Origin of the sequence: Microbacterium sp. UMB0228 (assembly GCF_002871415.1) — a bacterium.
Lineage (GTDB): Bacteria > Actinomycetota > Actinomycetes > Actinomycetales > Microbacteriaceae > Microbacterium.
In genome coordinates, this window is record NZ_PNFU01000003.1 from 1 (window position 1) to 25,794 (window position 25,794).

The window sequence follows — 25,794 nt, forward strand, 5'->3', positions numbered from 1 at the left end:
CACCGCCGCCTAAACTAACGACAGCTGATCATCGCAACGAAGCGAAAGACCACCACTCAAACGGACGCGGCCGTCGGAATACACGGAACTGACGAAGCATGGATATGCCACCTTGTCCGAGCGCAAGAGACGGAGCCAGGCCGGTGAAAGCTGAGAGAAGGACACGAATGGCGACATCACGCAAGGGTTCCTTGGTCACTCCAGCTGCGCTCGCTGCCTCGACGGCGAACGATCCTCAGTTTCGGGTCCCGGCGCTGCCGAACCTGAACCCAGCCGTTCCCTTCGCTTTCGTGGACGACAAACTCGTCGTAGAGGCGACCCAGTCCCGTCGTGTGCTGTCCGGACCCGCCATCACTCAGGCGGTTGCTCCAGCCGCAGCCCTCATCGATGGCACGAGGTCATGGAGCCAGCTGGCGGATGAGACAGGCCTCACGGAGGAACAGGTCATCGAGATGTTGAGCATGTTGTACATGACGGGCGTTCTCGACGACGGACCTCAGCCGTTCGAGGACACGCCTGCGAACAGGTATCTCGCTCGCACGGCTGACGCTACTCGCGTCAATGCGAATGTTCTGGCCGCCGTCCGAAGGCGGGATTCGGTCCGCGTGGGGATCTCCGCGAGTATCCCGTCAGCTCGGATGATTGTTGAGAGCCTCTCCGAGCAGTCTCTCGCAAGTCGTCTGGTCAGCTCGTTCGACGACGTGAACGGCTTGGACTTGCTGATCGTCGACCCTACTTCTTATGCCGGATCGAGCCTCGCCGATCATGCCCATCGTCTACGAACCCGCGGTGTCCCTGTGCTTCCTGTGCGTATTATCGACCAGACGTTCATGATGGGACCGGTCGCCTGGCCGGACTTCGGGGCGTGTATGGCGTGCAGCACGACAGAATCTCTCCCCGTCTCGAACTCCGGTTCCGATTCGACCGCAGCCATGATGGTTGCGATGCTGTCACTCGAGACGGTGAACCTCCTAGGGCGGGTAGGCCGCTCAGCCACCAATGCCAGCAGACTGATCGTCGATCTTGGATCGTTCACTTCTCGATCGGAAGTGGTCAGCCCCAAAGTATCCTGTGCGGTTTGCGGTGGTGGCGCGGCCGGAGTCGCTCAATTTCCGGCATACGAGTATGAGGAATCCGTAGCATTCCCGCCACAACACCTCAACGACCCGCGGCGACACCAGGCTCACTACGAGGATGCCTCCGCGCGGCTGACTCTCGAGTTCCGGAAGTTCGGTCCACGTTCCGCGGCAATCAAACTTCCGGACCTTCCCGGCAGCCTCGGTGAGCTGAACGTCAGAGGGCTCTCGCTCGAGACGCTCGCAGAGATACTCGGCGGAGCTTTCGGTGTTCAGGCACATCAGATGGCACCGGATGCGAAACTACCGCGCTGGGCTCCGACAGGGGGCAATCTCGGTTCACCGCAGGCCTATATTCACATCGCAGGCGTCGATACTGTGCCAGACGGCCTCTATGCGTACTATCCTCCCGAGCACTCGCTGTACCGCTTGGGGTCTTCGCATGCACGTGATGACGTGAAGGGGGTTCAGCTCGTGCTGACGGGGGAGCTCACTCGCGTCGCGGCGAAGTACAAGACCTTCGCGTACCGTGTGGTCTGCCTCGACGCGGGTGTGGCGACACTCCACGTCGCCATTCTCGGCAAGATTTACGACGTGGACGTCCGGTTACTGCCGCATTGGGATGAAGACGAACTGGACCGGAAGTATGGTTTGAACTACCGGGATCAGGCTGTCACAGCCGTCATCGAGTTGGGGCGCAATGTCTGACCCGATGGAGGTGCTTGTTCGGCTGAGGGAGCAGGCGCGCGCGGATGCGAAGTTGTCCTCGGAGCGCAGCGTGGAGACGACCACTCACGATCTACCCGACGTCCGCAGGCTGGTCTCCGCTATGCCAGGCCGTCGGGCTCACCGCTTCTTCGGCTCTGCTGACATCCATGAAACGTGGGTCCAGGACGCTCGTCGATTGTTCTTCGATGTCGACGCGGCACTCTATCCGCACGAAGCTGGAGCCCACCCTCTCTCGCTCCTCGTCTTCGCCCGACGAGTACATGGCATCGAGCCTGCTGTCTATGAGACGACTGGCGGGAGCCTCGCTCGTCGTGCCTTGATGGATTCGGTCTCGCTGCGGGACGTCGTGCTCCAGCCCGAGTTCGCAGAATCGGCCGCAATTCTGGTCGCCATGGGATCGTTTGCCACGGAGCACTCGAATGCCCACGCTCATCGGCGACTCTTGTCCAGGGCGGGGTCCGGTCTTGAGGCGGTTTGGCTCAGTGCCGTAGCAGCGGGACTCTCCGGCAGCATCTTTGCCGGGTTCCTGCCCTCAGCGCTCGCACAGCTCGGTATTGCCAACGGCTATGACCGGTTGCAACTGCTGGCCCTGGCGGTGGGGTCACCGCTATCGACTGACCGTCAGTAGCGACCAGCGATCTGAGGTGATAGCTCCTCGGCGAAGAATGAGGTATCGCGGTAGCTTCGCGATCTGCCGCATCTCACGCATCCTTCGACCGCGATCACAGTGCCGCGCGACAAAGAGGCCTCGGATAGACCGATTCGCACGAGATCCAGTTGATGCTGGGCTTGCGCGCCGAGGTTCGCATCTAGAAGTGAGCGGATCAGAAGGGCCGCTTGCGTCGCGTGCGCAGGCAGGTATGCGACCGAGCGAGGCTGCGCCCTGTGCGCTTCCAGAAGCGTGTCGACGTCCGTTCGGCGGCCGTGCTGATGCTGCCGCTTGAGAAAACACTGATAGCAAGCTGTTCCTGGGCCGACGAACGGCCCGACCCGGATCGAGCGGCTCTCGAGGACTACCGGCAGCCACGGTCGCGCCAGGCCGTTGGCGACCATGTCACACAGCTCGAACGCTTCTGGCTCTTCCCTGTCCGTGAGAACGACCTGCGCGCGGCTGCGTGGCCAGCGACTTGGATCCGCAAGTATCCCCAGGTCATCGAGCTGGTCGTCGCCGTCGTCGCTGACGAGTGCCTTTACGACATCTCTACCGAAGGGGGAGGATGTCACGAGGTGCAGACCTTTCACCGTGCCTCCTATGCAAATGGCTGCGGATAGTGATTCAGCGCGGTCTCGTCGCGGGTTGAGTATCCCATGGCGGTGGGCGCCGAATAGAGGCGAGGGTGCGCCAGGTACCGGGCCTGGTGCACGAAAGATACCGGCATGAGCTCCGGGATGATGACCCGGACGACATGGATCCCTGCTTCTTCGGCTTCGCGGGTGGTGATGTTCACTGCGAAGACGGAGTACCCTGCACTATCCAGACGCTTCAACAGCCACGACAGGTGCTCGTTAGAAGTGGAACCGGCTGGCACGTGGAGGTCGGACAGTCTTCTGGCCGAACGAGGCGGCACCTTGAGGAAGTCGAAGACGTGGTCAAGATCTGCGTGCCCCATGCGCTGTGCACCATGGAACACACTGGTGATATCTCCGTCTTCCGATGGTGGCGGGGGCGCGTTGCGCAGAGCGACCCTGGATGAGCGTGACTCTCTGACGATCTTCGAGACGGCGACGACGGGGTCGAGCTCCGTCGAGGCGACGACAAGGTTCATCATTTCGGTGTCATTCGGGTCGGTATCGACACAGTAGACCGTCGGCACCCCAAGGTCGGTGGTCGCGTCGAAGAACCTATACTCCCTTCCTGTCTTCCGAATCTCATCGCGAACGCGATCAAGGCGTTCATCGTTACCGTCGAGAACCAGCGGCGGCAGGGGAAGCTTCTGTAGCCACGTCAGTGCGATGGCGTCGCGTTCGATGACTTCACTGATCGCAGCGACGAGTGCAGCGGACACGGTGGAATGGGCAGCGCAGCCCGTCGATACCTGCATCCATGCGCGCTCGCTCGCGCTCGTTGGAGGAAGGTGCAGCCACACCAGCGTGGCAGGGACGAGGACCTCGCGCCCATCGGTGAGCGAACGCGCCGTCGTCCATCGGATCTTCTCGTCCGGATCGAACCTTCTGGCGACAGTCCCGGGAACCGCCAGCTCCGCATCCGAGCACCTCGGCAGAGTCTGCACATCCATAGCCTGCGCGCCGAGCTCGTGGAAACTCGCGAACGGGAGGTCGCCGGGAGGAACGCAGCTCGAGTACCTCTCGATGGATTCCACGACAGCGACGGCCCGCGCATGTCGTGGGTTGTCGGATCCGCCGGTCCCCCCTAGTTCTGCCCCCGTGTCGTTCGGGCCAGTCTTCCGGATGTTCGAATGCATGTATTCGAGTCGGCCCATGTTGGTGACGAAGATCCGCGTCTCCGCGCCGTCATCCGAGATCTCGGCGACGTGGCTCACGAGCCCGCCCTCGCTGGAGATCAGCTTCTCAACCCCGAGCAGCGACTCGGACAGGGCGAAGTCTTCCGTTTTCACGACTGCCAGCTCGTCCCGTGTGACATGGCGCAAGTCAACCACACTTGACTTGGGGTGTCGATTGATCCTAGTTTCAATGTCAAGGACACTTGATAGGGGATGGGTATGACGAACGACGCCGGGAAGCGGATCGCGACGGCCGGCAGTCCCCGCCCATCGCCTTTTCGGCAGCTCGTCGCCGCTGACACCAAGGACCTCAGCCGGACTCTTCAGGCCGGGTTCGCGACACTGTTCCTGTTCGGCTTCTTCCTGCTGGTCATCTGGGCACTCAGTCTGATGTTGGCGGGTAGCGGGTCCCCTCGAGTCGTGGTGGACGGCTCCGACGCCGGATTGGCCGGTCGCATCGACTCCGCTCTCTCCGAGCGCGGTATCGACCTGGTCGACGATCCGAGCGCAGCGAACATCCTTGTGCAGGAGGCCGAGGGGAAAGTCACGATGGTGGTGTCCGCTGACGAGACCCCTGCCTGGCAGGGCGTCTGGCAAGCGGTTCGGGGTGCGGGTGTCGAGATCATGGACATCACGGTCGTGGATTCGGAAGGCGTGTGGAAGGCCGACATCCTCCAAGCGAACCTGGCTCCTGCGCTCGGCCTGGGGCTCATGGCCATCGCGTTCGTCGGCACCGCGGTCCCCCTCGTCTCCATGCGCGAGCGGGGAACGCTGCGTCTGCTCGGGACGACTCCCCTCCGAAACGACACTCTCGTGCTGTCATTGATTCCCGCCAGGCTCTGCTTCGCCCTGGTGGAGTTCGGTGTGGTCCTCGTCATCGCCGCGACACGCCACTACGTGGAGCCGGGGATGCTCTGGCGGCTTTCGATATCCATGCTGCTGAGCCTGGTGATGCTGTTTCCCCTCGCTTTCTTGCTGGGTTCGCGAGCCCGGAATGCCGCGAACATGCAGCAGTTGGCTGTGACGCTCACGATGCTGCTCGTCGGCCTCGGCGGCGGAATCCTTCCGTCCGAGATCATCCCAGGGCCACTCCAAGTGCTGTTCAACGTGATCCCGACGACGTGGATGATTCAAGCGCTGGGAGCCGACCTCGCGGGGATCGAGCCCGATTTGCCGCTCTCGGCGCTCTGGGTGCTCATGGCCGTATGCGGTGCGGTCGCCTTCGTCCTCGCTGCACGGCTGTTCTCCTGGGACAGAGAGCCCGTGCGTCGCGGCACGATCGGAACGAAGCGATGAACCGACGCGATGTCGACGATTCCCGGTTCTCCGCGCACGAGCGGAAGGCGAGTCGCCGCTACCTCCTCGAGATGATCCCCGGTTTGGCACTGATGCTGGGAAGCCTGGCAGTGCTCATGCAGGCGCCGAGCGAGACGTCGGACGCTGTCCTCCAGACAGTCGCGGCGGTGGTGGCGATGGGGGGCGCCGGATGGGTCGTGGTGGCGGTCTGGCGTCACCTTCGACGCGCTGCCGAGTACGAGAAGCGTGCGCTGCTCGTGACGTTCTCGGTGAGCTTCGCGGCGACCACGCTCACCGCCTTCGGGTTCGGGCTCGCTTCGCTCGTCGGAGCACAGGTCGCGGCCTCGGAATGGCTGATCCTGTCTGCAGGCTTGATGACCTGGTGCATCGCCGGAGTGGTGACGACGAGACGATGAGGAACAGATTGAAGGAGCTCAGGGGCGAGCGTCGGCTCACGCAAGCGCAGCTCGCCGACCTGCTGGGTACGTCGCGGCAGACGGTGAACGCGCTGGAGGTGGGGAAGTACGATCCCTCGCTGCCGCTTGCCTTTCGGATCGCCGCCGTGTTCGGGCTGCCGATCGAGCAGATCTTCTTCTCCGAGCAGCAACCCTGACCGCGGCAGGACCGTACACAAACCCCTCGCACAGAAAGTCAGACCACCATGCAGCAAGCGGAAGCGATTTCTGTACAGAACCTGGAGAAGCGCTACGGGGATAAGGAGGTAGTACGGGGCATCTCCTTCGCCGTCCGTCCCGGTGAGGTTTTCGGCTTGCTGGGGCCGAACGGAGCCGGGAAGACGACGACGATCGAGTGCCTTGTCGGGCTCCGCAGCCCTAGCAGGGGGTCAGTCGAGGTACTGGGAATGACTCCCAATCGCGACAGGCGAGCATTCGCCGAGCGGGTCGCTATCCAGCCGCAATCGGCGAGCCTCTTCCAGAGTCTCTCCGTCGACGAGACGCTCACTCTCTTCCGGTCCTTCTACGCTGCGGGAGCCGAACCGACAGCGATCCGAAAGTCGGTCGGCCTCGACGAGCAGGCCCGCACTCGGGTCAAGGATCTGTCCGGTGGCCAGCTTCGCCGGCTCCTGCTCGGGGTGGCGCTCGTCGGGGATCCGGAAGTCGTCATTCTCGACGAGCCTTCGGCGGGGCTCGACCCCTCGGCCCGTCAGGCGCTCTGGGCCACAATCCGAGCCTTGTCGGCACGGGGGGTGACGGTGCTCCTCTCCACGCACCATATGGACGAAGCCACGGAGCTCTGCGACCGGGTGGGGATACTCGTCTCCGGGAAGCTCGTCGCCCTCGATACGCCGGAAGCGCTGATCCTCGCTCGCGAGGCCGAAACGGTGGTGTCCTTCGACGTGGACGGGCACGCCGACCTGGCGGCGCTGGACGGCCTCCCTGGGGTGATCGACTACGAGGTAGAGGTCACGGGACGTGGGCGTCGCGTTCGTACGCGCACGGCGGCGCCGGACGACCTCATTCGCAAGATCACCTTCGTCCCGGGCTTCAGCGCGAGGAACTTCGATATCAAGCGGGGCACCTTGGAGGATCTGTTCCTCGAGCTGAGCGAAGCTTCAGCGGATGACGCCTCTGCCGAGGGGGCGGCGTAGTCGGATGGCGACGCGCTCCTCCACTGGGCAGGTCTCGGCGGCGAGTTTCCGAGAACTCGTGCGTTCGGGTTTCACCGCCGGTGTCATCGTCTTCATGTTCCTGTCGCTCATCGTCATCCTGCTGTTGCTGGACGCCTTCCTCGGATCGGAGTTGAGCGGCGCTTCCTTCCTCCGTTCGAACATCGGCATTGTCCCCGCGATCGGTTTCATGGCGTTGGCATTCGTCGGAACCTCGGTGCCGCTCGTCACCTATCGTGATCGGGGTACGTTGCGTCTTCTCGGCACCACTCCGCTGAAGCGATCGTCTTTCCTCCTGGGGCAGCTTCCCGTTCGAGGTGCGATCGCCGCCGTGGAAGCTGCCGTCGTCCTGATCCTGATGGCCGTGACGGGCATCGATTCCGTCGCGCGGCTTCTCGAGGCGGCGATCACCCTCGTGTGTGGCGCTGTCATGTTCCTGGCGTTCGGGTTGTTGCTCGGTGCACGGGGCAAGAATGTCGATCTGGTCATGCAGATCAGCCTCATCGCGCCGGTCGTCGTCCTCGCCACATCCGGACTGGCGCTGCCACTGAACGCGCTGCCCGACTGGGTGGATGCCATCTCGCAATCGCTGCCCAGCACGTGGTTCATGCAGGCCCTCAACGCGATCAGCTCAGGTCGAGAACCCGTACTCGCCCTCCCCGTCGCGTGGGCTGGTCTCCTTGCGGTGGCGATGGTCGTCGGGTCCCTCGCGACTTTCCTCTTCGACTGGGGAGCGGAACGCGACCGTAACAGCGCGACCACGTCGGCGTAGATGCGGTCGGCGGAGGAACCCCTTCCTTTCCGCATCGGTTTCGGCTGGACTGTGCGCATCGGTGTCGAACCAATCGGAGGGTGGGACAGATGTACCGCAGCAATGGGAACTACGAAGCATTCGCACGACCTCGGAAGCCGGAGGGGGCCGACGACAAGACGGTCTGGCTGGTCGGCGGCGGTCTCGCCGCGATGGCGGCCGCGATCTTCATGATCCGCGACGGGCAGGTCGCGGGGGAGCGGATCACGATCCTCGAGGAGCTGGGGCTGCCCGGCGGCGCGCTGGACGGGATCAAGTACCCCGAGAAGGGGTTCGTCATCCGCGGCGGCCGGGAGCTGGAAGACCACATGGAGTGCCTGTGGGACATGTTCCGCTCCATCCCGTCGTTGGAGATCGAGGGTGCCAGCGTCCTCGACGAGTTCTACTGGCTCAACAAGGACGACCCCAACGTCTCCCTGTGCCGGGTGACCGAGAAGCAGGGGCAGGACGCGCATACGGACAAGCTCTTCACCCTCTCGGAGAAGGCGCAGAAGGAAATCGTCGCCGTCATCCTCGCCACGCGCGAGGAGATGGAGGGCAAGCGGATCGACGAGGTGTTCGGCGACGACTTCCTCGGCAGCAACTTCTGGCTGTACTGGCGGACCATGTTCGCGTTCGAGGAGTGGCACTCGGCGCTGGAGATGAAGCTGTATCTGCACCGCTTCATGCACCACATCGGCGGGCTGCCCGACCTGTCCGCGTTGAAGTTCACGAAGTACAACCAGTACGAGTCGCTCGTGCTGCCGATGCGGAAATTCCTCGACGACCACGGCGTGCAGTTCCGGTTCCATCACACCGTGACCGACATCCAGTTCGACATCGAGGACGGTCGCATCCAGGCGACGCGCATCGACTGGATCGCCGACGGCGAGCCCGGCGGCGTCGACCTCGGTCCGGACGACCTGTGTCTGGCGACGATCGGGTCGTTGACCGAGAACTCCGGCAACGGCGACCAGCACACCGCTCCGGAGCTGAAGACCGGCCCGGCGCCCGCCTGGGATCTCTGGAAGCGTATCGCCGCGAAGTCGCCCGCGTTCGGGCGACCGGAGGTGTTCTGCAGCGACATCGACAAGACGAAGTGGGAGTCCGCCACCGTCACCACCGTCGACGAGCGCATCCCGAAGTACATCGAGAAGATCTGCAAGCGCGACCCCTTCAGCGGCAAGGTCGTCACCGGCGGGATCGTCACCGCCAAGGACTCGGCCTGGCTGATGAGCTGGACGGTGAACCGGCAACCGCACTTCAAGGCGCAGAAGCCGAACGAGATCGTGGTCTGGGTGTACGGACTCTTCGTCGAGACGCCGGGCGACTTCGTCAAGAAGCCGATGCAGGAGTGCACGGGCGAGGAGATCGCGCAGGAGTGGCTCTACCACCTCGGCGTCCCGGTGGAGGGCATCGCCGAACTCGCCGCGTCGGCGGCCAAGACGGTCCCGGTGATGATGCCGTACGTGACCTCCTTCTTCATGCCGCGCCGGGCCGGCGACCGTCCGCAGGTGGTCCCGGAGGGAAGCGTCAACTTCGCCTTCCTCGGACAGTTCGCCGAAACGACGCGCGACACGATCTTCACCACCGAGTACTCCGTGCGCACGGCGATGGAGGCCACGTATCAGCTGCTCGACGTGGAACGCGGCGTGCCGGAGGTCTTCAACTCGACCTACGACATCCGCTACCTCCTCAAGGCCACCGCGCGGCTGCGCGACGGCGAGGCCGTCCACATCCCCGGCCCGAACTTCCTCCAGGGTCGCCTCCTCGACAAGCTCGACAACACGCAGATGGGAGAGCTGCTGACGGACTTCGGGCTCATCCCCGCGCACGGCGCGACGGTGCCGCGCCGTCGGGACGACGACGCGATCGCGTGAGCATGCGCTCAGGCGGCGACGTACTCCTGGCGGACTCGGCCCGCCGTCGCCAGCTCGATGTATCCGAAGTCGTGGTCAGAGTTGAGGATCACGGCGTCGTTGGCGACGGCGTACGCCGCGATCAGGCAGTCGAAGGCGGCCGCGGCTCGCAGGAATCCGTTGGTCCAGAGCGCCTGCTGGATGTCCAGGGCGACCTGCTCGTGGGGATGCTCCCAGGCGGGGAGCAGCTCCTCCATGTCTTCCCGCAGAGCGGCGTACTCCTCCGCGTCACGGGCCGAGTGGCAGTACTCGAGCACCTGCGGCGGGCAGGTGATGAGGAGGTGGTTCGGCGAGAGGGAACGGAGGCGGTCGGCGATCGCGGCGCTTCTCCCTGCCTTCTGCCAGATGCTGTTGTCGACGAGGTAGATGGTCACCGGGGAGTGCTCGCGCTCCGTCCAGCGCCCTCGCGCCGCTCCGGCATCGGCTCGGGAGCCACCGTCGGTGCGTCGATCTGTTCGGCCTCGAAACGGCGGCCGATGATGCGCTCGACGGCGGCGGGCTGGCGACGTACCGCGATGAGGGTGCGCAGGGCGAGATCCACGGTCTCGCGGTTGGAGGTCGTGCCGGCGAGCTTCTTGGCCTGCTTCAACTCGTCGGGGTCGATGTCGATGGATGTGACGGTCATGGTCGTTCCCTCCTCCCTGCGATTCTGTATAAGACAGTATATAAGACTGTCGGTCGGCGGCGGTCGGCCGACGGGGGGAAGGGAGGACGCATGCGTTCGACGAGACCGATGCCCGGGAACCCGTGGCCGCACGACATGACCCTCACCGTCGAGGACCGACCGCACACGCTGCTGGAACTCCTCTGGATCCGCGAGGCGCACGGGCTGGATCCCGCCGATGACGCGCTCCCGCCGCCGCTGGTCGACCGGCCGGCGGCGGCCGCCCGGCGCGTGGACGAGGAGACCCGGGCGCGCTGGACGGAGGTCTGGCCCCGCATCTGGGGCGACGCGGTCGCGCACGCCGCGACCGACCCGGACCAGGCGCTGCTCGACCGCGCCTTCGCCACGACGCTGAGTCCGGATGAGCGGGAGGCGGTGCTCACTCGGCTCGTCGGGCCCACAGCGCGGGACGCGTTCGGGGTGGAGGTGTCCGATGATGCGGCGTACCGCGCGTGGGAGCGGCGCGGTTCCGAGGCGCATCTCGTGACGCACCTCACGACGCTCGCGGACAGCCCCGAACGCCGCGACGTCGCCACCCTGGCCGACGCGTGGCGTCGCGGCCTCGGAAGGGTGGTGACGCTGCCCTGCCGGGGGACGTACGTCCGGCAGATCGGACCGCACGCGCTCCTGGTCACCGATGAGGTGCGGAGCGACGCCGCCGCGTACCGCGCGGCGCTGGACTCGTTCGGTCGAGGGCCCTCGGAGCGCCCGTCGAGGGCGTGACGCCCCGCGGGCCGGGTCAGAGGACGAGTGGGAGGAACGACACGATCAGGCCGACGGCACCGACCGCGGCGAAGACGACCCCGACAGTCCGCAGGACCCGGCGCAGATGCGGCGGCTCACCGATCCGGATGCGAGCCGGGTCGTTCGAGCTGTGGAACCCGTCGAGCCATCCATCGGTGGTGGCCGTGGGCTCGCTGCGGCGCAGCGGTCGCTCGTGGAAGTCGCCGCCGGCGAACCAGCGAGCGATGAGGCGGCCGTCCCGATCGATCACGGCGATCTCGACGGGGACCCACTGCCCCTCGACGAGCCGGATCAGCAGGGCCCCGATGAGGAACGGCACTCCGACGCCGAGGCCGATCCAGGACAGCACCTCGCCGACGACGGAGACGGTGTCCACGAGCTGCACGACTCCATCGTAGAGAGAACGAGGCTCGCACCTGCACGCGAATAGTCTGAGCGGCATGACGGATTCCACAGACATCCCGACATCACGTCCGTTGGACGCCTGGCTGGACGCGCTCAGCCAGCCCACCGGCTCGCCAGGTGGCGGAGCCGCGGCGGGGGTGATGCTTGGTCTGGCGACCGGGCTGATGGGCATGGTCGCCGGATACACCCGCGACGACGATGCCGTCACCGAGATCGCCGGCGGTCTCGACGGCACGCGCGCGGAGCTTCTGGAGGCGGTCGAAGCCGACGGCGTAGTCTCGGCGGATCTCGGCGCCGCGCTCGCACGGGCGTCGGAAGACCCCGAGCGGGAGGAGGCGGTGCGAGGCGCCGCCCTCGATGCGGGCGCATCCGTCGCGCGACTCGGTCGCATCGGCATCACCGTGGTCGATGAGGCGCGCACGCTCGCCGCCCACGGGAATCCGCACGTCGCGGTGGACCTCGCGGTGGCGACGGAGGCGCTCGCCGCGGGGCTGGCGGGGGCGTCCCTGAACCTCCGCGCGAATCTGCAGCTCGCTCGCAGGCACGGCGCGTCGGCCGCGATGCAGGCAGGGCTCGACGAGGAGGTCGGGCGACTGGCGGAGGCGCGGACCCAGGTCTCCCGGATCACCGCGGAGCTGTCCGCGCGCCTGGATTGACATGGCGCACGAGAGTCCGCTGCCTGCACGGGTCGCCAAGGTCCTGGACGCCTGGGGGCTCTCTCCGGACGGGCCTCTCCTGTCCGGCGAGGCGGGGATCGTCGTCCCGGTCCGGCGGGCGGACGGCCTCGCCGCCGCGGTGAAGCTGCAGCAGCCGGGGCCGGAGGTCGATGCGGCAGTGCTCGGGCTGGCGCGGTGGGACGGGCGAGGGATCGTCCGCCTCCTCGCGAGCGCGCCGGATCGCGGAGCGATGCTCCTGGAGCGGCTCGATGCCGAGCGCAGCCTCGAGGCGATGGACGATGACGATGAGGCCACACGGATCGTCGGCTCCCTCCTCGAACGCCTGCACAGCGTCGACCCGCCGCCCGGTCTTCCGCGACTGGAGGCGGTGGTGTCGCAGATGCTGGACGATGCGACGGAGGCGGGCACGCAGCTGTCCGGCGAGCATCGGCGGCGGTTCGACCGGTGGCGGCGCCTCGTCGCGGACGTCGCCGCGACACCCGGCAGCCGGTTCCTGCACTGGGATCTGCACTTCGGGAATGTCCTCAGCGCGGAGCGCGAACCGTGGCTGGCTATCGACCCCGAACCCCTCGTCGGCGACGCGGGCTTCGATCTGTGGCCGGCGCTGGACAGCGGCTGGAGCCGCGATCCGGGCACCGTGGGTGCGGCCCGCATCGTGCGGCGTCGTTTCGACATCCTCACCGAGATGCTGCACCTCGACCGTGCACGCGCGGCACGCTGGACGACCGCGCGGCTCCTGCAGAACGCGCTGTGGGACATCGAGGACGGGAAGCCCGCGATCGCTCCCGCCGCGACGGTGCTCGACGATGCGCTGCGGTCGGCAGGGCTGTCTTGATAGCATCCCGCCCATGAGCACGCCGGACTCCGACGCCGCTCGGCCCGAGCACGACCGCGCCGCGATCAAGGAGCGGGTGTACGCGACCTTCACGGGCCTCGCCATCGTGCTCGTGCAGAACTCCAACGTCGATCACACCGGCGCCCTGCAGGCCGCCGTGACCCTGCTCATCGGCATCGTCGCGATCGCGCTGGCGGGCTTCGCCGCCGATCTGGTCGCGCACCTCGCGGCGCACGGCGGCTTCCCGCGAGGCGCAGACCTGCGCGATGTGCTGCGGCTCACCGGCACGGCGCTCGGCTCGGCGGCGGTGCCGCTGCTCGTCCTCCTCGCGGCCGTCCTGGGCTGGATCGAGCTGCGGACGGCTCTCACGATCGCATCGATCGTCTACGTCGCGATCCTCGGGCTCATCGGGTACGTCGCCGTCCGCCGGACCGGGGTGAGGTGGTGGCAGCAGCTCATCGCACTCGGCATCCTCGTCGGGCTCGGCGGCGTCGTCGTGCTCGTGCAGCAACTCGCGCACGGACACTGACGGACACACCCGTTGCGCGGACCGTGCGCATGGTTCATCCTGAACGTGCTGCACGGGCCGGCTTGGGGGGCCTCGACGGTGACGCTGCGGCCGACGGAGCGCCTGCCACTCACCTCCCTCCCCCGGCGGGCGCTCCGCTGCGAGTGCGCTCCTCCGATGGACCGCACCGGCTCAACTCACCCGGGTGATCATCAGCTCCGCCCCTGTGATCGCGCGGCGCTCAGGCTTATCGTCGGTGACCAACGGCGGGCTGTCGCAGTCGGAGAACCCGTCACTCGGATCATCGGCGAGATCGAGGGACACCATGCACACGGAGACCACGCGCGCGCGCACTCGAACAGCAGGGGCACTTCTGGCGACGGCCATCGCGGCGGCGATGGTGCTCTTCGGCGCGACGCCGGCATCGGCGCTGTGGGATCCCGACCCCGTGCTGCCCCGGGCGGGCTTCTTCACGCAGGTCACCATCACCGGCTCGCAGTACCCGACCAACGTGACGGGTGAGCTCACGACCCTGGCGCCGACTCCCGGCGCGTATCCGGCGACCGGCGCCTCGGTGGAGGCCGTGAGTCCGCAGCTCATCACCATCGCCGACCCCGTCTCCGGAGCGACCGCGTCGGCCTACTGCATCGACTTCAGCACGGAGACCGGCATCGGCGCCGGCTACAACATCGGGGAGTGGGACGCGTCGAACGTGCCCAACCTCGACTACATCAACTACATCCTCAACAACTACTTCCCCTTCAACACCGCGAACCCGCTCTCCGGCCTCCCGCTCTCGCAGCAGGTCGCCGCGGTGCAGAGCGCGATCTGGTACTTCAGCGACGGCTTCGTGCTGGCGACGGGGACCAACGCGACCATCCGGAATGCGACGGCCGCCGTCGTACAGGCCGCCCTCGACAGCGGCGGCCTCCCGGAGCCGGCTCTGCCGACGCTCGCGATCGACCCCGACACCACCACGGTGCCGGAGGACGGATCGATCGTGGGACCCTTCACGGTCTCCGGAACCACCAGCGGCACGCTCGACGCGGCCGTGGGCGTGGAGGTCTTCCTGGATCAGGCGGGAACCCAGCCCGTTCCCGTCGGCACCGCGGTCGCTGCCGGCACGCAGCTCTGGGCGCGGTGGACCGGGCCGGCTGCGCCGGTGAATGGATTCCGGATCACGGCCCAGGCCTCGCTCACCCAGGGCACGGTGTATCTCTACGACACGGAGTCGTCGGACAGGCCCGCGGCGCAGAAGCTCGTCCTGGCGCAGACCACGACGCTCCCGCTTCGGACCGGCGTGCGCGCCACCCCTTACGCGTCCGGGGAGATCAGCGTGCAGAAGATCATCGCCGGAGACGGCGCGGGGCTGCAGGACGCCATCACCATCGACCTCGCCTGCACTCCCGCCCCGGCTGCAGGCGTCGTCGTCTCCGCCACGATTCCCGCGGGGGCCACGAGCGCGGATCCCGTCGTCTTCACCGGCCTGCCGGACGGGGCGACGTGTACGGTCAGCGAATCCGCGGACGGCGCCAACGATGCGGTCACGCTCGCCGCGCAGACCATCGAACCGGAGACGGTGACGGTCGACGCGGCCGCGACGGAGCCCGTCGTCGTGACGGTGACCAACACGTACGACCCCGTCGAGACGCCGAGCAACGGTGGCGGCGAGAGTAGCGGTGAGGGCCAAGGGCTCGCCGCCTCCGGACCGACGCCGATGACCGGTGCGTTGACGGTGGCCGGGCTGGGTCTCCTGCTCGCGGGTGCTCTGCTACGTGTGCGGCGACGCGCGACGCTCCGCTGAGGGTGCGGCGTCCTCGTCGTCCCGTCGCGTCAGATGGTCGGCGAGCTCCCGGACCGGCACCAGGACGACGTCGACGAGCTTCCAATCCAGGTCCTGGCACTCCTGCCGCGCCCGGTCGAGCTCGGCGAGGGAGGGCAGGGCATCGTCGACCGGGACGACGAACGCCTCGACGTGGAAGAACTGTCCCTGATCCCGCGTCCGCACGGCGACATCACGGACCCAGGGCAGGGTCCGGAGGTGGTCGAGCACGGCGTGGGAGTCGGGGTGGGGCTTCTCGTCGTCGAACGTCGTCGCACGGGTGTCCATGAGATCGGTGATCGCGGCGCGGGTGTTGCGCCACCCGTCCCAGAGGATACTGCCCGCGATGAAAGTCGCGGCCGCCGCGTCCGCCCACCACAGCCCGAGGCCGATTCCGCCGACTCCGACGATCGATCCGGCCGCGGTCATCCAGTCGGCCTTGTTCATGTCCGCATCGGCGTAGAGGACCTTGTTGTGCAGGTCCTTCGCCAGGCGCATCTTGACGCGACCGAAGTAGATCGGCAGCGGGATGGTCAGGGCCATCATGCCCATCATCAGCCACCCCGACCAGATCACGTGGCCGAACACCTGCACGGAACCGATCGGAGGCCGATCCCCGCTCACCAGCCCGATGACGGAATCGACCAGGAGGAAAGCACCCATGGTGAACAGGGCGACGCCGGCCACGAGGTGGGCCACGCCGACCGAGCGGAAGAACCCGTACGGGTACTTCGCGGTCGCCGGCTTCGCGATGATGCGGACCGCCAGGAGGAAGGCGATCGGTGGCGCGAGGGAGAGCAGGTCTTCGATCCAGGCGGCCTTCATCGCCTGGGAGTTGCCCATCACGAGGTAGACGCCGGTGATCGCGACGGCGAGGAACGCGAGCGTGTACCACTCGAAGCGGATCGCCCGGCGAAGCGTGTCCCGCTGAGCGGGCGGAAGGGCGGGATGGCTTCTCATCGGGCGCCTCCTCGCTCGAGCAGGAAGGTCTCGAGGGTCGTGAGGAATCGGTTCTCCCCCAGAACCGTGAGCATCACGTGCTTCTTCGTCTCGCCTGCGGTCGTCGCGTCGTCGAAGGGGACGGTCATCGCCGCTTTGTCGACCCAGGGGGTGTCGTCGGTGAATCCGCCGATGGCCAGGTCGAGGGCATGGTCATGCAGCCGTTCGGCGAGGTTCGCCTCGCTGTCGACGGTCCAGACGACGGTGGCGTCGAGGGTCTCGGCGAACTCTTCCACGAGGCGCACTTCCTCGCCGGCTGGGTCCGAGGGGTCGGTCGTGTCGGTCCACGGGGGGTTGTGGGTGATGCCGACGCGCACCTCCCCCTCCTCGACGCGGTCGAGGGTGCCGTCGACATCGGCGGGGATCGCGGTGCAGCCGGCGAGGATGGCGGCGATCGCCGCACCGCCGGCGATGCTCTCCCACGCGCTTCGGCGCTGACGCTTCCACATGGCTTCGATGCTCCCTGCATAGGAAAGACGCGCCGCACAGGCGGCGCGCCGGGTCATGGTCTTCACCATAGCCCCGCCCCGGCAGAAAGCAATTCCCGGGCAGCGCGTCGCGGACTTCAGCGCGCGCGTGCCTCCTCGAGGTAGTTGTAGGCGGTCACGCGGGAGATGCCGAGCCTCTTCGCGATCGCCTCCACGGACTTCCGCATCTGGGTCGCGCCTCGCTGGTCCAGGCGCTCGAGGACGCTGATCTTGTCGTCCCGTGACATCGCCTCGACCGGCCGGCCGATGTCACGGATCGCCTCCGTGATCATCGCATCCATCACGGAGACGAGGTCGGTGCCGAAATGCTCCGTCGGTGTCGTCTCGGCCGCGGTGGCCGGCAGGAGCGCATCCAGGAGGTTGCGAGCCTGGCGCAACGGGCTGACGTCGACGTTGATGCAGAGGGAGGCGATGATGTCGCCCTCGCGGTTGTGGAAGTAGATGGACGAGCAACGGAGCTCCCGACCGTCGCTCGTGGAGGCCGTGTAGCCGAAGGCGTCGTGGTTCTTCTGCCGATCCCGAAGGACGTCGAGTCCGAGCGACGTGGAGGGGCCGCCAACGGCTCGGCCCGTGACGTGGCCGTTCTCGATCGCGACGATCGTGTGGCCGAGGTCGACGTCGTTCCCGTCGAGATTGTGGAGCACGACCTCGACGGAAGGGCCCGCTGCAGCGGCGAGCGCAGGGAGCAGGGGGCGATACAGCTGCAGCACCTCCTCCGCGCTCTCGTAGGTCTCGCGCGACGGTGACAGCGGGAGCGACGGGACGGCTCCGTCGCCGACCGGGAATGGGGACACGGGCACACACCTTAATTGAACAAAAAATACGACTGATGGACAGATTGTCTCTGCCCCTGTTAGTTTATCGACGCCGAGGACGGCGGTCGAGGGCGACCGCGGCTCGGCACCGACTCATCGAGCAAGGAGGCTGGGATGATCACGACGGCGCGGGGCAGGCTCACATCGAAGCAGCGCAAGACGGTCGCCGGTGGCGCGATCGGCACCATCATCGAGTACTACGACTACTACCTGTACGGCCTGGCCGCGGCGGCGGTCTTCCCGGCCGTGTTCTTCTCCTCGAACGACCCTGTCGTCGCGCAGCTGTCGTCGTTCGCGACGTTCGCCGTCGGGTTCTTCCTCCGTCCGCTCGGCGGCATCATCTGGGGGATCGTCGGCGACCGGGTCGGGCGCAAGGTCGTGCTCATGAGCACGGTGGTCGGCATGGGCGTCGCCACGACCGGAATCGGGCTCATCCCGTCCGATCAGGCGATCGGGATCGCGGCACCGCTCCTGCTTCTGCTGTGCCGGCTCCTGCAGGGCTTCTTCGTCGGCGGAGAGATGGGGGGAGCAGCGACCATGGTGGTCGAGGCGGCACCCACCGGCAGGCGCGGGCTCTATGGCGCCTTCCTCATCAGCGGCGCCGGGATCGCCAACGTCTTCTCCGGAGGGCTGATGGCGGCACTGGGTGCCACGGACGACTCGTGGTTCCTGCAGTGGGGCTGGCGCATTCCGTTCGTGCTCTCGATCGTCCTCGCCATCGCCGCCGTGCTGCTGCGGCGACAGCTCGAGGAATCGGACGCCTTCACCGAGACGCAGACACTGCAGCTCAGCCTGGTCGGCAAGAAGGTCAACCCTCTGGTCGAGGCGTTCCGGCACCCGAAGAACGCGATCATGGGCGTCCTCATCGGTCTCCCGCAGTCGATCGCCGGTTACGTCGTGCTCACCTACGGCCTGGCGTTCATGGTCTCCAACGAGGAGCTGCCGGCCTGGATGGGATTCGCCGGAACCATGATGGTCGGCCTCCTGCAGATCGTGGTGGCTCCACTGTGGGGCGCGATCTCCGATCGGATCGGGCGCCGCACCGTCTACATCATCGGCTGCCTCGGATTCGCGGCGATGGTCTACCCCGCCTTCATGATGTTCAGCACGGGCAACATGTGGCTGATCTGGCTCGGGCAGATCCTGGGCTTCGTCGTCTTCGGAGTCGCGATGCAGGCCACGCTCGCGACGATGCTCGCCGAGATGTTCGACCCGGAGGCGCGTACGACCGGCGTGAACATCGGTTACCAGATCTCCAACACCCTCGGCGGCGGTCTCGCGCCATTGATCTGCACGGCTCTGGTGGCGGCGGCCGGCGGCGCCTTCTGGCCGGTTGTCGTGTACTCCGCGGTCATCGCCGTGATCGGCGTGATCGCCACCCTGGTGGCGTCGATCATCCCCGATGTCGAAGGGGCGGGGCGTCTGCACGCGCTGGCGGGGGCGTCGTCCGCGGCGGAGGTCCCGCTGGACGGCGGTTCGGCGGAAGCGGTCGAGAAGGCGTCGAGGGGATAGAACGTCATCGTGCAACTGTTGCGCTCCCGATGGGACGTCGTCGTCGCCGGCGCCCTGGTCTTCCTGTCCTTCGTGGCGGGAGTGGCGCAGCAGGGTCTGGAGCTTGCCGGCCTCCCGGACCGACCTCTGGATCCGGGAGGCCTCTGCCTGATCGCGGCGCAGGGCGGCAGCGTGGCACTGCTGCGGAGATGGCCGGGACTCGCGCTCGCCGTGTGCTTCTCGGCCTTCGCCGGCTATCAGCTTCTCGGCTATCCGACCACCGTCGCCGCCCTGGGGCTCCTGATCTGCCTGGTGGGGGCGGGCGCCCTCGCGTCCCGACACCGCGGCGTGATCGCGGGGGCGGTGCTCGCCGGCTACGTGGTCTTCGCGGTGGTGCTGCTTCAGGTCGATCGCGGACTCGCGGTCACGGATGCGGTGGTCTTCGGGCTGATGCTCGCGGCGCTGTGGCTCTGGGGCTCCTGGCTCCGGACGCAGAGGGCGTCTCGCCGAGAGCGGGCGCTCCAGGCGGAGACGGATGCGATCGCCGCGGAGCGCTCGCGCATCGCGAGGGAACTGCATGATGTGGTCACGCATCACGTGACCGCGATGGTGATCCAGGCCGAGGCGGGCCGGCTCCGGCCTGACCTCGACGAGGAGACGAGCCGCGTCCTCTCCTCCATCGCCGAGGGCGGCCGCGCGACGCTCGTCGACCTGCGGAGTCTTCTCGGCGCGCTCGAGGCGACCGCCGACGACTCCCGGGAACCGGCACTGCAGACCGTCGCGGAGATCGTCGCCCGCGCGCGGTCGACCGGTCAGACGGTTCGGCTCGAGGAACGGGGAGAGCCGCGGGTGCTGCACGGCGCCGCGGGTCTCGCCGTGGTGCGCGTCGTGCAGGAGAGCATCACCAACGCGAGGAAGCATGCCAGAGACGGCGTGGCGGATGTCCTCGTGGAGTACGTCTCGGATGCCATCCTGGTCGAGGTGACGAGTCCGAGCCGCCACAGGGTGGCTCCGGGCGCGACGGGCGGAGGGCGAGGGATCATTGGGATGCGCGAGCGGGTCGAGAGTCTGGGTGGCGAGATGCGCGCCGTGACAGAGGGCGATCTCTTCGCGGTGAGAGCGCGGATCCCGGGATGATCCCATCGGACGCGCGGGCACCCCTCCGCATCGTGGTGTGCGACGACCAGGAGCTCGTGCGCACGGGGTTCGTCACGATCCTCGATGCCCAGCCGGACATGGTGGTGGTCGGGCAGGCGGCCAACGGCGAGGAGGCTGTTCGGGTCACCGCTCGAGAGCGCCCGGACGTCGTGGTGATGGACATCCGGATGCCGATCCTCGACGGGATCGAGGCGACCAGGAGGATCGCCGGGCCCAGCGTCGACGAGCCGGCACGCGTCCTCGTGGTCACCACCTTCACGATGGACGCCCTCGTGTACGACGCGCTGCGCGCCGGGGCGAGCGGGTTCCTCCTGAAGGATGCGCGGCCGGCCGAGCTGACGGCGGCCATCCGGACCGTCGCCGCGGGGGAGTCGTTGATCGCCCCGGCGGTGACGCGGGCGCTCATCGGTCGCTACGGCGAGCGTCTCCGTCCATCCGGACAGGAGAACGATCGGTTCGACGCGCTCACCGTCCGCGAGCGGGAGGTGCTGGTCCTCCTCGCCGACGGTCGCTCGAATGCCGAGATCGCGGCTCAGCTGGTGATCAGCCAGGAGACCGTGAAGACGTACGTGTCTCGGGTGCTGATGAAGCTCGGGGTCCGGGATCGGGTGCAGGCGGTCGTGCTGGCGCACCGCCTCGGTCTGGCCACCTGAGACGTCTCGCTTCGACAGGCTCAGCGGCCCAAGGAAGCAGGCTCAGCGACCGAAGGAAGCCGGCTCAGCGACCTGCCGCATCCCCCGAGCGAGGGACCGGAGGTGTCCTGGATCGGGCGATTCGCCGGCCCTCAGCCCTCCGTAGCGTCGTTCCTGCATCAGCCATGAGGAGGAACGATGAACGAGACGGCGCAGGATCCCCGGCAGCCCAGCAGCGCGACGGGGCGCAGAATACGGAACCGGAGGGGGGTGCGCACGGCGATCCTCATTGTGGGGTTCGCCGGGGTGATGCTCGGCGTGAATGCCGCCGCCGCCGCGGTGCGGAACCCCGCGCTCAGCCTCGTCGTCGGCCCGGCGCTCGCCGCGGGCACGATCGCCCTGTACGTCTGGACAGGCGGCCACGTCGAAGGACGTACCGTGGACGAGTTCCCGCGGGAGTCGGCGCGGAGGCATCTCGTGCTGGGCGGCTTCGGGGGCCTGGGGCTGGCGAGCGTGTCGATATGCATCATCGCCCTGTTCGGCGGGTATCGGATCACCGGGTGGGGATCGATCGCCGGGGCTCTGGCGGTCGTGGGGACGATGTGCGCCGTCGCGGTCTCCGAGGAGGTGTTCTTCCGCGGCGTCGTGTTCCGTCTGCTCCGGGGACGCTGGGGGACGGTGGTGGCGCTGGGCGCATCGGCGACGCTCTTCGGGCTCCTGCACCTCGTCAATCCCGGCGCATCGCTCTGGGGAGCACTCGCCGTCGCGATCGAAGCGGGGCTCATGCTCGGCGCGGCGTACCTGCTCACCGGCTCCCTGTGGCTGTCGATCGGACTGCACCTCGGCTGGAACGTCGCGATCGGCGGCGTCTTCGGCACGGTGGTGTCCGGCGCCGCCGCCCGGGAGGCTCTGTTCACCGGAGAGGCCTCCGGTCCGGACTGGCTGACGGGAGGGGCGTTCGGGCCGGAGGGCAGCGTCGTCTCCGTCCTCGTGTGCCTGGCGGCGACCGGCGTCCTCCTGGGAGTGGCTCACCGCCGCGCTCGCCTGCTCGAGCGGACGCGATGACGCAGGGCTTCGCGACGTCTGCCGGTCACATGTCCGCCAACGCTCCGTGAAGTCCGAGGGACGCGGTTCCTGCCGCGTCCCTCAAAGGCGTTCAGCGGCGACGTGCTCCGTCCTGCGGCGACTCGTCGTCGTCGTTCTCGATGCGGATGCGCCGTCCCTCCTCGATGTCCTTCCGCTCCTTCTCCGCGCGCTTGTCGCTCTGGCGGGTGTCGCGCGCGGGAAGCTGGATGTCGCGTTCGGCGGCGATCCCGGCCTGCAGCTGACGGCCGCGCTCCAGCTCCGCGTCGAACTCGGCGCCGAACAGGAGGGCGAGGTTCGCGATCCACAGCCAGAGCAGGAACACGATGACGCCCGCCATCGATCCGTAGGTGCGCTCGTAGTTGGAGAAGGTGGTGACGTAGAGCACGAAGCCGAGGGTGGCGATAGCGAGCACGACGATCGCGACGAGGGCACCCATGCTGATCCACCGGAACTTCGGCTGCTTGGCATTCGGGGTCGCGTAGTAGAGCATCGCCACGAGGAAGACGACGACGAACAGCAGCAGGGGCCACTTGGCGATGTTCCACGCGAGCTGTACGCCCTCGCTCGCACCGATCGCGTCGCCCAGCGCCGACACCACATCTCCGGAGAGTACGAGCACGATGGCGACGATCGTCAGGGAGACGACGGTGATGAGCGTGACGAGCAGCTGCATGGGACGCATCTTCCAGAACGGCCGCCCCTCCTCGATCTCGTAGATGCGGTTCATCACCCGGCTGAACGCTCCGACATACCCCGACGCCGACCAGAGAGCGAGGAGGATTCCGAACACGAGCGCGATCCCAGCGCCGGGGGCCTCGGAGATCTGCTCGATGGGACCGCGGAGGGCTTTCGCGGTCTCCGGCGGTGCCACGTCGCCGATTATGCCCAGCACGGCGTCGGCGGCGGCCCCACCCTGGCCGAACACGCCGAGCAGCGAGAAGACGGCGATCATGGCGGGGAAGATCGAGAGCACCGCGTAGTAGGTGAGGGCTGCCGCGCCGTCCATGCACTGGTCGGCGGAGAACTCCCGGACGCTCTTGACGAGGACGTACTTCCACGACCGCTTCTGCAGATCGGTCGGGCTGTCCGGCTTCTCGTCGTGCTCGGGCGGTGGAGCGGACGCGGATCCGCTCCCGTGGGTGGCTGCCTTCGACATGGCTCCTCCTCGACATCGGGGCGAGCACTGCTCGCGGATTCCAGTCCTACGAGAAGAGGACGTGTTCGGGCACCGGGGTTGCGCGAATCCGAAACGAGGGGGATGCTGTGGGAGCTCGCGGTCACCCCGCGGGGTAGGTGACGGTCCCGTTCCCCCCGATCACGGCGCCGATGCTGAGCTCCGCCGGATCGACGTGCCCGGGGCCGAGGATATGGCGGACGACCTCGTCCCGCGCGAGGAGGTGGTCGGCGATGATCCGTCGATGGCATCGCCACCACACGCTCTCCGAGCACATGACCGTGACGCGCCGCGCGCGACCCTCGGCGCGGAGGTCGTCCAGGGCCTGCTCGAATTCCGCCGACAGGGCGTGATCGGCGTAGTTGTGGAAGCTGCGGTTCTGCCACCAGGCGTTGGTCTCGAACGGCACATCCCGGCTCACCGGGCGGCGACCCGTCAACCCCTCCGCGCGGCGGTAGGCGATCCCTGCGGCGCGCAAGGAGGAGGCCAGCGCGTCCTGGTCGAACTGCGGATGCCGCTTCGAGCCGGGGAGTCGCCGCACGTCGACGACACTCTCCACGCGGCTCTCCTGCACGAGCCCCAGGAACTCGTCGATCGTGCGGGTGGAGTGCCCGATGGTGAAGAACGGCTCAGACATGAGGCGACCGTAGCCCACTCGTCCCCATCCACCGACGACCCTTGCCCTGCCGCGGTCCCCGCACCTACGGTGAGGTGACGGGTGGGGATCCGCACCCGGGGCGGGGGCCGTTCGATGAGAAGAGTCCGATTCGGAGTTCTGGGCGTGCTGCTGGCCGCGGTCGTCGGCATCGGTGGTGCTCTTCCCGCCGTCGCCGCCGAACCCACGGCAAGGCTCTCGCTCTTCAAGGCGATCGAGAACCTCGATACGGGGGCCAGTCTCGGAGACCGCACGCTGTGGACGATGCACGCGGTCAACGTGGCCACGGGGGAGACCTTCACCGGCGACGGCCTCAACGGCATGCAGTCGCGCCTCATCCCGCCCGGCACCTACCGCATCTTCGAGACCGGCGGCGTGGCCGGGTACGCCTTCTTCTCCTGGAACTGCGACGGCGACGTGACGACGCAGCCGGAGCGTACGATCACGATCACCGCGAACCAGTCGATGACGTGCACGGTGCAGAACAACGCGATCCGGAGCAGCCTCACGCTCGTCAAGAACGTGCAGGGCGGTGGCGCGGCCCCGTCGGAGTGGACGCTGCGGGCCCAGGGACCGTCGACCATCGAGGGGGCGGGAGGCTCCGCTGCGGTGCAGAACCAGCCGGCGCGGATCGGCACCTACACGTTGAGCGAATCGGGCGGACCGGGGAGCTATGTGCCGGGGCCCTGGACCTGCGAGCGGCGGGATCTGACGACCGGCGCGGTCACCGCCGTTCCCGTGGCCGGTGATCAGTTCGAGATGACCCTCGGCGGCGCGGTGACCTGCCAGATCACGAACACCGGAGACCTTCCCCACCTGACGCTCGTCAAGGAGGTCGTCGACCCGGCGGCGACCGGATACCCGCTGGCCGCCCCGTCGGATTTCGTCCTGAGCGCGAGCGGACCCGAGCGGATCTCCGGTCCTTCCGGCTCGGACGCCGTCGACCACGCCTCCATCGACCCCGGCGCCTACACGCTCGCCGAGAGCGGTCCCGCCGGATACAGCGGCGGTGCGTGGACCTGCGTCGACGCCACGGGCGACGGCGGGATCGATGGTGCGCTTCTCTACGTGCGGGAGAGCTCCGACATCACCTGCCGCATCACCAACACCTTCGCGGGCGGTTGGCTCACCCTCGTCAAGAACGTGGTGGGCAGCGACCAGCCGCCGTCCGACTGGACCCTGACGGCCGCGGGACCGGAGACGGTGACCGGTGCCTCCGGATCCGCTGCGGTCACCCGCGTCCCGGTGCCGGTCGGCGACTACGCGCTCGCCGAGGCGGACGGACCCGCCGGATACGCGGCCGGGCCATGGTCGTGCACGGGCGGAGCCCTGGCGACCGACACCGTGACCATCGGCGCCGGAGCGGACGTGACCTGCACGGTCACGAACACCCTCGAGGTCGGCCAGCTCACTCTCGTGAAGAACGTCGTGAACGCCGGCGGCGGTCCCCTCACCGCGCAGGACTGGGAGCTCACCGCGGCATCGGCCGACACCGTCATCAGCGGCGTCTCCGGCTCGGGCAAGGTGAGCTTCGCGGCGGTGGCTCCGGGGACCTTCACCCTGTCGGAGGCGAGCACCGCTCCGGAGGCGGGCTCCTATGTGAGCGAGGGCTGGTCCTGCGTCGATGACGAGGGCACCCCCGTCGGCTCCGGCGACACCGTCGAGGTCGTGCCGCTGGAGAGTGTGATCTGCACCGTCACGAACCGGTGGACTCAGTCGACCCTGACGCTGCGCAAGCAGGT

At 67.6% G+C, this 25,794-nt stretch carries 28 protein-coding genes; 18 read left to right on the plus strand and 10 right to left on the minus strand.

The window, feature by feature from the left end; all coding sequences use genetic code 11:
* Positions 1 to 167 precede the first annotated feature (167 nt).
* Together CJ226_RS17820 and CJ226_RS07190 are read left to right on the plus strand one after the other, a co-directional pair.
* The gene (locus tag CJ226_RS17820; RefSeq protein ID WP_146008214.1) at positions 168 to 1,784 is read left to right on the plus strand and encodes a hypothetical protein; all 1,617 of its coding nucleotides are present in this window, start codon (positions 168 to 170) and stop codon (positions 1,782 to 1,784) included.
* 70 nt (positions 1,785 to 1,854) lie between these two features.
* The gene (locus CJ226_RS07190; protein ID WP_146008215.1) at positions 1,855 to 2,433 is read left to right on the plus strand and encodes a nitroreductase family protein; all 579 of its coding nucleotides are present in this window, start codon (positions 1,855 to 1,857) and stop codon (positions 2,431 to 2,433) included.
* Here CJ226_RS07190 and CJ226_RS07195 read toward each other — a convergent pair.
* Together CJ226_RS07195 and CJ226_RS07200 are read right to left on the minus strand one after the other, a co-directional pair.
* Positions 2,427 to 3,047, minus strand: a complete 621-nt coding sequence (locus tag CJ226_RS07195; RefSeq protein ID WP_102208773.1) for a TOMM precursor leader peptide-binding protein — start codon at positions 3,045 to 3,047, stop codon at positions 2,427 to 2,429. The two genes, CJ226_RS07190 and CJ226_RS07195, sit on opposite strands and share 7 nt — an antisense overlap.
* Before the next feature lie 8 nt (positions 3,048 to 3,055).
* Positions 3,056 to 4,381, minus strand: a complete 1,326-nt coding sequence (locus CJ226_RS07200) for a YcaO-like family protein (RefSeq protein WP_146008216.1) — start codon at positions 4,379 to 4,381, stop codon at positions 3,056 to 3,058.
* Positions 4,382 to 4,486: 105 nt separating this feature from the next.
* Here CJ226_RS07200 and CJ226_RS07205 point away from each other — a divergent pair, with 105 nt between their 5' ends.
* From CJ226_RS07205 to CJ226_RS07230, 6 genes are all read left to right on the plus strand, one after another.
* Complete coding sequence (locus CJ226_RS07205) at positions 4,487 to 5,563, plus strand: ABC transporter permease (RefSeq protein WP_180964559.1); 1,077 nt, start codon at positions 4,487 to 4,489, stop codon at positions 5,561 to 5,563.
* Positions 5,560 to 5,979, plus strand: a complete 420-nt coding sequence (locus CJ226_RS07210) for a hypothetical protein (protein WP_062636751.1) — start codon at positions 5,560 to 5,562, stop codon at positions 5,977 to 5,979. The genes CJ226_RS07205 and CJ226_RS07210 overlap by 4 nt, the downstream gene beginning before the upstream one ends.
* Entirely contained in the window at positions 5,976 to 6,176 is a 201-nt protein-coding gene (locus CJ226_RS07215) for a helix-turn-helix transcriptional regulator (protein ID WP_062636753.1), read from the plus strand. The genes CJ226_RS07210 and CJ226_RS07215 overlap by 4 nt, the downstream gene beginning before the upstream one ends.
* A gap of 48 nt (positions 6,177 to 6,224) precedes the next feature.
* The gene (locus CJ226_RS07220; RefSeq protein WP_062636755.1) at positions 6,225 to 7,172 is read left to right on the plus strand and encodes an ABC transporter ATP-binding protein; all 948 of its coding nucleotides are present in this window, start codon (positions 6,225 to 6,227) and stop codon (positions 7,170 to 7,172) included.
* 4 nt (positions 7,173 to 7,176) lie between these two features.
* Entirely contained in the window at positions 7,177 to 7,962 is a 786-nt protein-coding gene (locus CJ226_RS07225; protein WP_180964560.1) for an ABC transporter permease, read from the plus strand.
* Positions 7,963 to 8,051: 89 nt separating this feature from the next.
* A complete protein-coding gene (locus CJ226_RS07230) occupies positions 8,052 to 9,860 on the plus strand; it encodes an oleate hydratase (RefSeq protein ID WP_102208777.1) in 1,809 nt (602 codons plus the stop codon).
* An 8-nt stretch (positions 9,861 to 9,868) separates the two neighbouring features.
* On the opposite strand, the gene CJ226_RS07235 is transcribed toward CJ226_RS07230, so the two are convergent.
* On the minus strand, positions 9,869 to 10,273 hold the full coding sequence (locus tag CJ226_RS07235; RefSeq protein WP_102208778.1) for a VapC toxin family PIN domain ribonuclease: 405 nt from the start codon (positions 10,271 to 10,273) through the stop codon (positions 9,869 to 9,871).
* Positions 10,270 to 10,524 (minus strand): type II toxin-antitoxin system VapB family antitoxin, encoded by a 255-nt coding sequence (locus tag CJ226_RS18060; protein ID WP_062636763.1) that lies wholly within the window; start codon positions 10,522 to 10,524, stop codon positions 10,270 to 10,272. The genes CJ226_RS07235 and CJ226_RS18060 overlap by 4 nt, the downstream gene beginning before the upstream one ends.
* 90 nt (positions 10,525 to 10,614) lie before the next feature.
* Here CJ226_RS18060 and CJ226_RS18065 point away from each other — a divergent pair, with 90 nt between their 5' ends.
* Positions 10,615 to 11,286, plus strand: coding sequence for a hypothetical protein (locus CJ226_RS18065; protein WP_180964561.1), 672 nt, complete (start codon positions 10,615 to 10,617; stop codon positions 11,284 to 11,286).
* A 16-nt stretch (positions 11,287 to 11,302) separates the two neighbouring features.
* Here CJ226_RS18065 and CJ226_RS07250 read toward each other — a convergent pair whose 3' ends face one another.
* A complete protein-coding gene (locus tag CJ226_RS07250) occupies positions 11,303 to 11,692 on the minus strand; it encodes a hypothetical protein (protein ID WP_062636766.1) in 390 nt (129 codons plus the stop codon).
* A 55-nt stretch (positions 11,693 to 11,747) separates the two neighbouring features.
* Between CJ226_RS07250 and CJ226_RS07255 the strand changes: the two genes are divergently transcribed.
* The 4 genes from CJ226_RS07255 to CJ226_RS07270 all read left to right on the plus strand — a co-directional run bounded on the left by CJ226_RS07255 (position 11,748) and on the right by CJ226_RS07270 (position 15,536).
* On the plus strand, positions 11,748 to 12,368 hold the full coding sequence (locus CJ226_RS07255) for a cyclodeaminase/cyclohydrolase family protein (RefSeq protein ID WP_102208781.1): 621 nt from the start codon (positions 11,748 to 11,750) through the stop codon (positions 12,366 to 12,368).
* A gap of 1 nt (position 12,369) precedes the next feature.
* Positions 12,370 to 13,224 (plus strand): aminoglycoside phosphotransferase family protein, encoded by an 855-nt coding sequence (locus CJ226_RS07260; protein WP_102208782.1) that lies wholly within the window; start codon positions 12,370 to 12,372, stop codon positions 13,222 to 13,224.
* A gap of 13 nt (positions 13,225 to 13,237) precedes the next feature.
* A complete protein-coding gene (locus tag CJ226_RS07265; protein ID WP_062636772.1) occupies positions 13,238 to 13,753 on the plus strand; it encodes a hypothetical protein in 516 nt (171 codons plus the stop codon).
* A gap of 304 nt (positions 13,754 to 14,057) precedes the next feature.
* On the plus strand, positions 14,058 to 15,536 hold the full coding sequence (locus CJ226_RS07270) for a thioester domain-containing protein (RefSeq protein WP_102208783.1): 1,479 nt from the start codon (positions 14,058 to 14,060) through the stop codon (positions 15,534 to 15,536).
* Here the strand turns inward: CJ226_RS07270 and CJ226_RS07275 are convergent.
* Genes CJ226_RS07275 through CJ226_RS07285 form a run of 3 tightly spaced genes read right to left on the minus strand, consistent with a single transcriptional unit; the run spans position 15,504 to position 17,835 of the window.
* On the minus strand, positions 15,504 to 16,514 hold the full coding sequence (locus CJ226_RS07275; protein ID WP_102208784.1) for a cation transporter: 1,011 nt from the start codon (positions 16,512 to 16,514) through the stop codon (positions 15,504 to 15,506). The two genes, CJ226_RS07270 and CJ226_RS07275, sit on opposite strands and share 33 nt — an antisense overlap.
* The gene (locus CJ226_RS07280) at positions 16,511 to 17,059 is read right to left on the minus strand and encodes an ABC transporter substrate-binding protein (protein WP_257996558.1); all 549 of its coding nucleotides are present in this window, start codon (positions 17,057 to 17,059) and stop codon (positions 16,511 to 16,513) included. Before CJ226_RS07280 ends, CJ226_RS07275 begins: the two co-directional genes overlap by 4 nt.
* Before the next feature lie 59 nt (positions 17,060 to 17,118).
* On the minus strand, positions 17,119 to 17,835 hold the full coding sequence (locus CJ226_RS07285; RefSeq protein ID WP_062636779.1) for a transcriptional regulator: 717 nt from the start codon (positions 17,833 to 17,835) through the stop codon (positions 17,119 to 17,121).
* A 135-nt stretch (positions 17,836 to 17,970) separates the two neighbouring features.
* Between CJ226_RS07285 and CJ226_RS07290 the strand changes: the two genes are divergently transcribed.
* The 4 genes from CJ226_RS07290 to CJ226_RS07305 all read left to right on the plus strand — a co-directional run bounded on the left by CJ226_RS07290 (position 17,971) and on the right by CJ226_RS07305 (position 22,202).
* Positions 17,971 to 19,368 (plus strand): MFS transporter, encoded by a 1,398-nt coding sequence (locus tag CJ226_RS07290; protein WP_062636780.1) that lies wholly within the window; start codon positions 17,971 to 17,973, stop codon positions 19,366 to 19,368.
* 9 nt (positions 19,369 to 19,377) lie between these two features.
* Entirely contained in the window at positions 19,378 to 20,484 is a 1,107-nt protein-coding gene (locus CJ226_RS07295; protein ID WP_146008218.1) for a sensor histidine kinase, read from the plus strand.
* Entirely contained in the window at positions 20,481 to 21,158 is a 678-nt protein-coding gene (locus CJ226_RS07300) for a response regulator transcription factor (RefSeq protein WP_062636784.1), read from the plus strand. Before CJ226_RS07295 ends, CJ226_RS07300 begins: the two co-directional genes overlap by 4 nt.
* Before the next feature lie 249 nt (positions 21,159 to 21,407).
* Positions 21,408 to 22,202 (plus strand): CPBP family intramembrane glutamic endopeptidase, encoded by a 795-nt coding sequence (locus CJ226_RS07305; RefSeq protein WP_231868271.1) that lies wholly within the window; start codon positions 21,408 to 21,410, stop codon positions 22,200 to 22,202.
* A 91-nt stretch (positions 22,203 to 22,293) separates the two neighbouring features.
* Here the strand turns inward: CJ226_RS07305 and CJ226_RS07310 are convergent, their stop codons facing one another.
* Both CJ226_RS07310 and CJ226_RS07315 read right to left on the minus strand, forming a co-directional pair.
* Positions 22,294 to 23,379 (minus strand): YihY/virulence factor BrkB family protein, encoded by a 1,086-nt coding sequence (locus CJ226_RS07310; protein WP_102208787.1) that lies wholly within the window; start codon positions 23,377 to 23,379, stop codon positions 22,294 to 22,296.
* Between the two features lie 121 nt (positions 23,380 to 23,500).
* Positions 23,501 to 24,034 carry a DUF488 family protein gene (locus tag CJ226_RS07315; RefSeq protein ID WP_102209116.1) on the minus strand — a complete coding sequence of 178 codons (534 nt, stop codon included), beginning with the start codon at positions 24,032 to 24,034 and terminating at the stop codon, positions 23,501 to 23,503.
* 114 nt (positions 24,035 to 24,148) lie between these two features.
* Here CJ226_RS07315 and CJ226_RS18070 point away from each other — a divergent pair.
* Positions 24,149 to 25,794, plus strand: a 1,646-nt coding sequence (locus CJ226_RS18070) for a hypothetical protein (RefSeq protein ID WP_219719875.1), incomplete at its 3' end; no start/stop codon positions are given.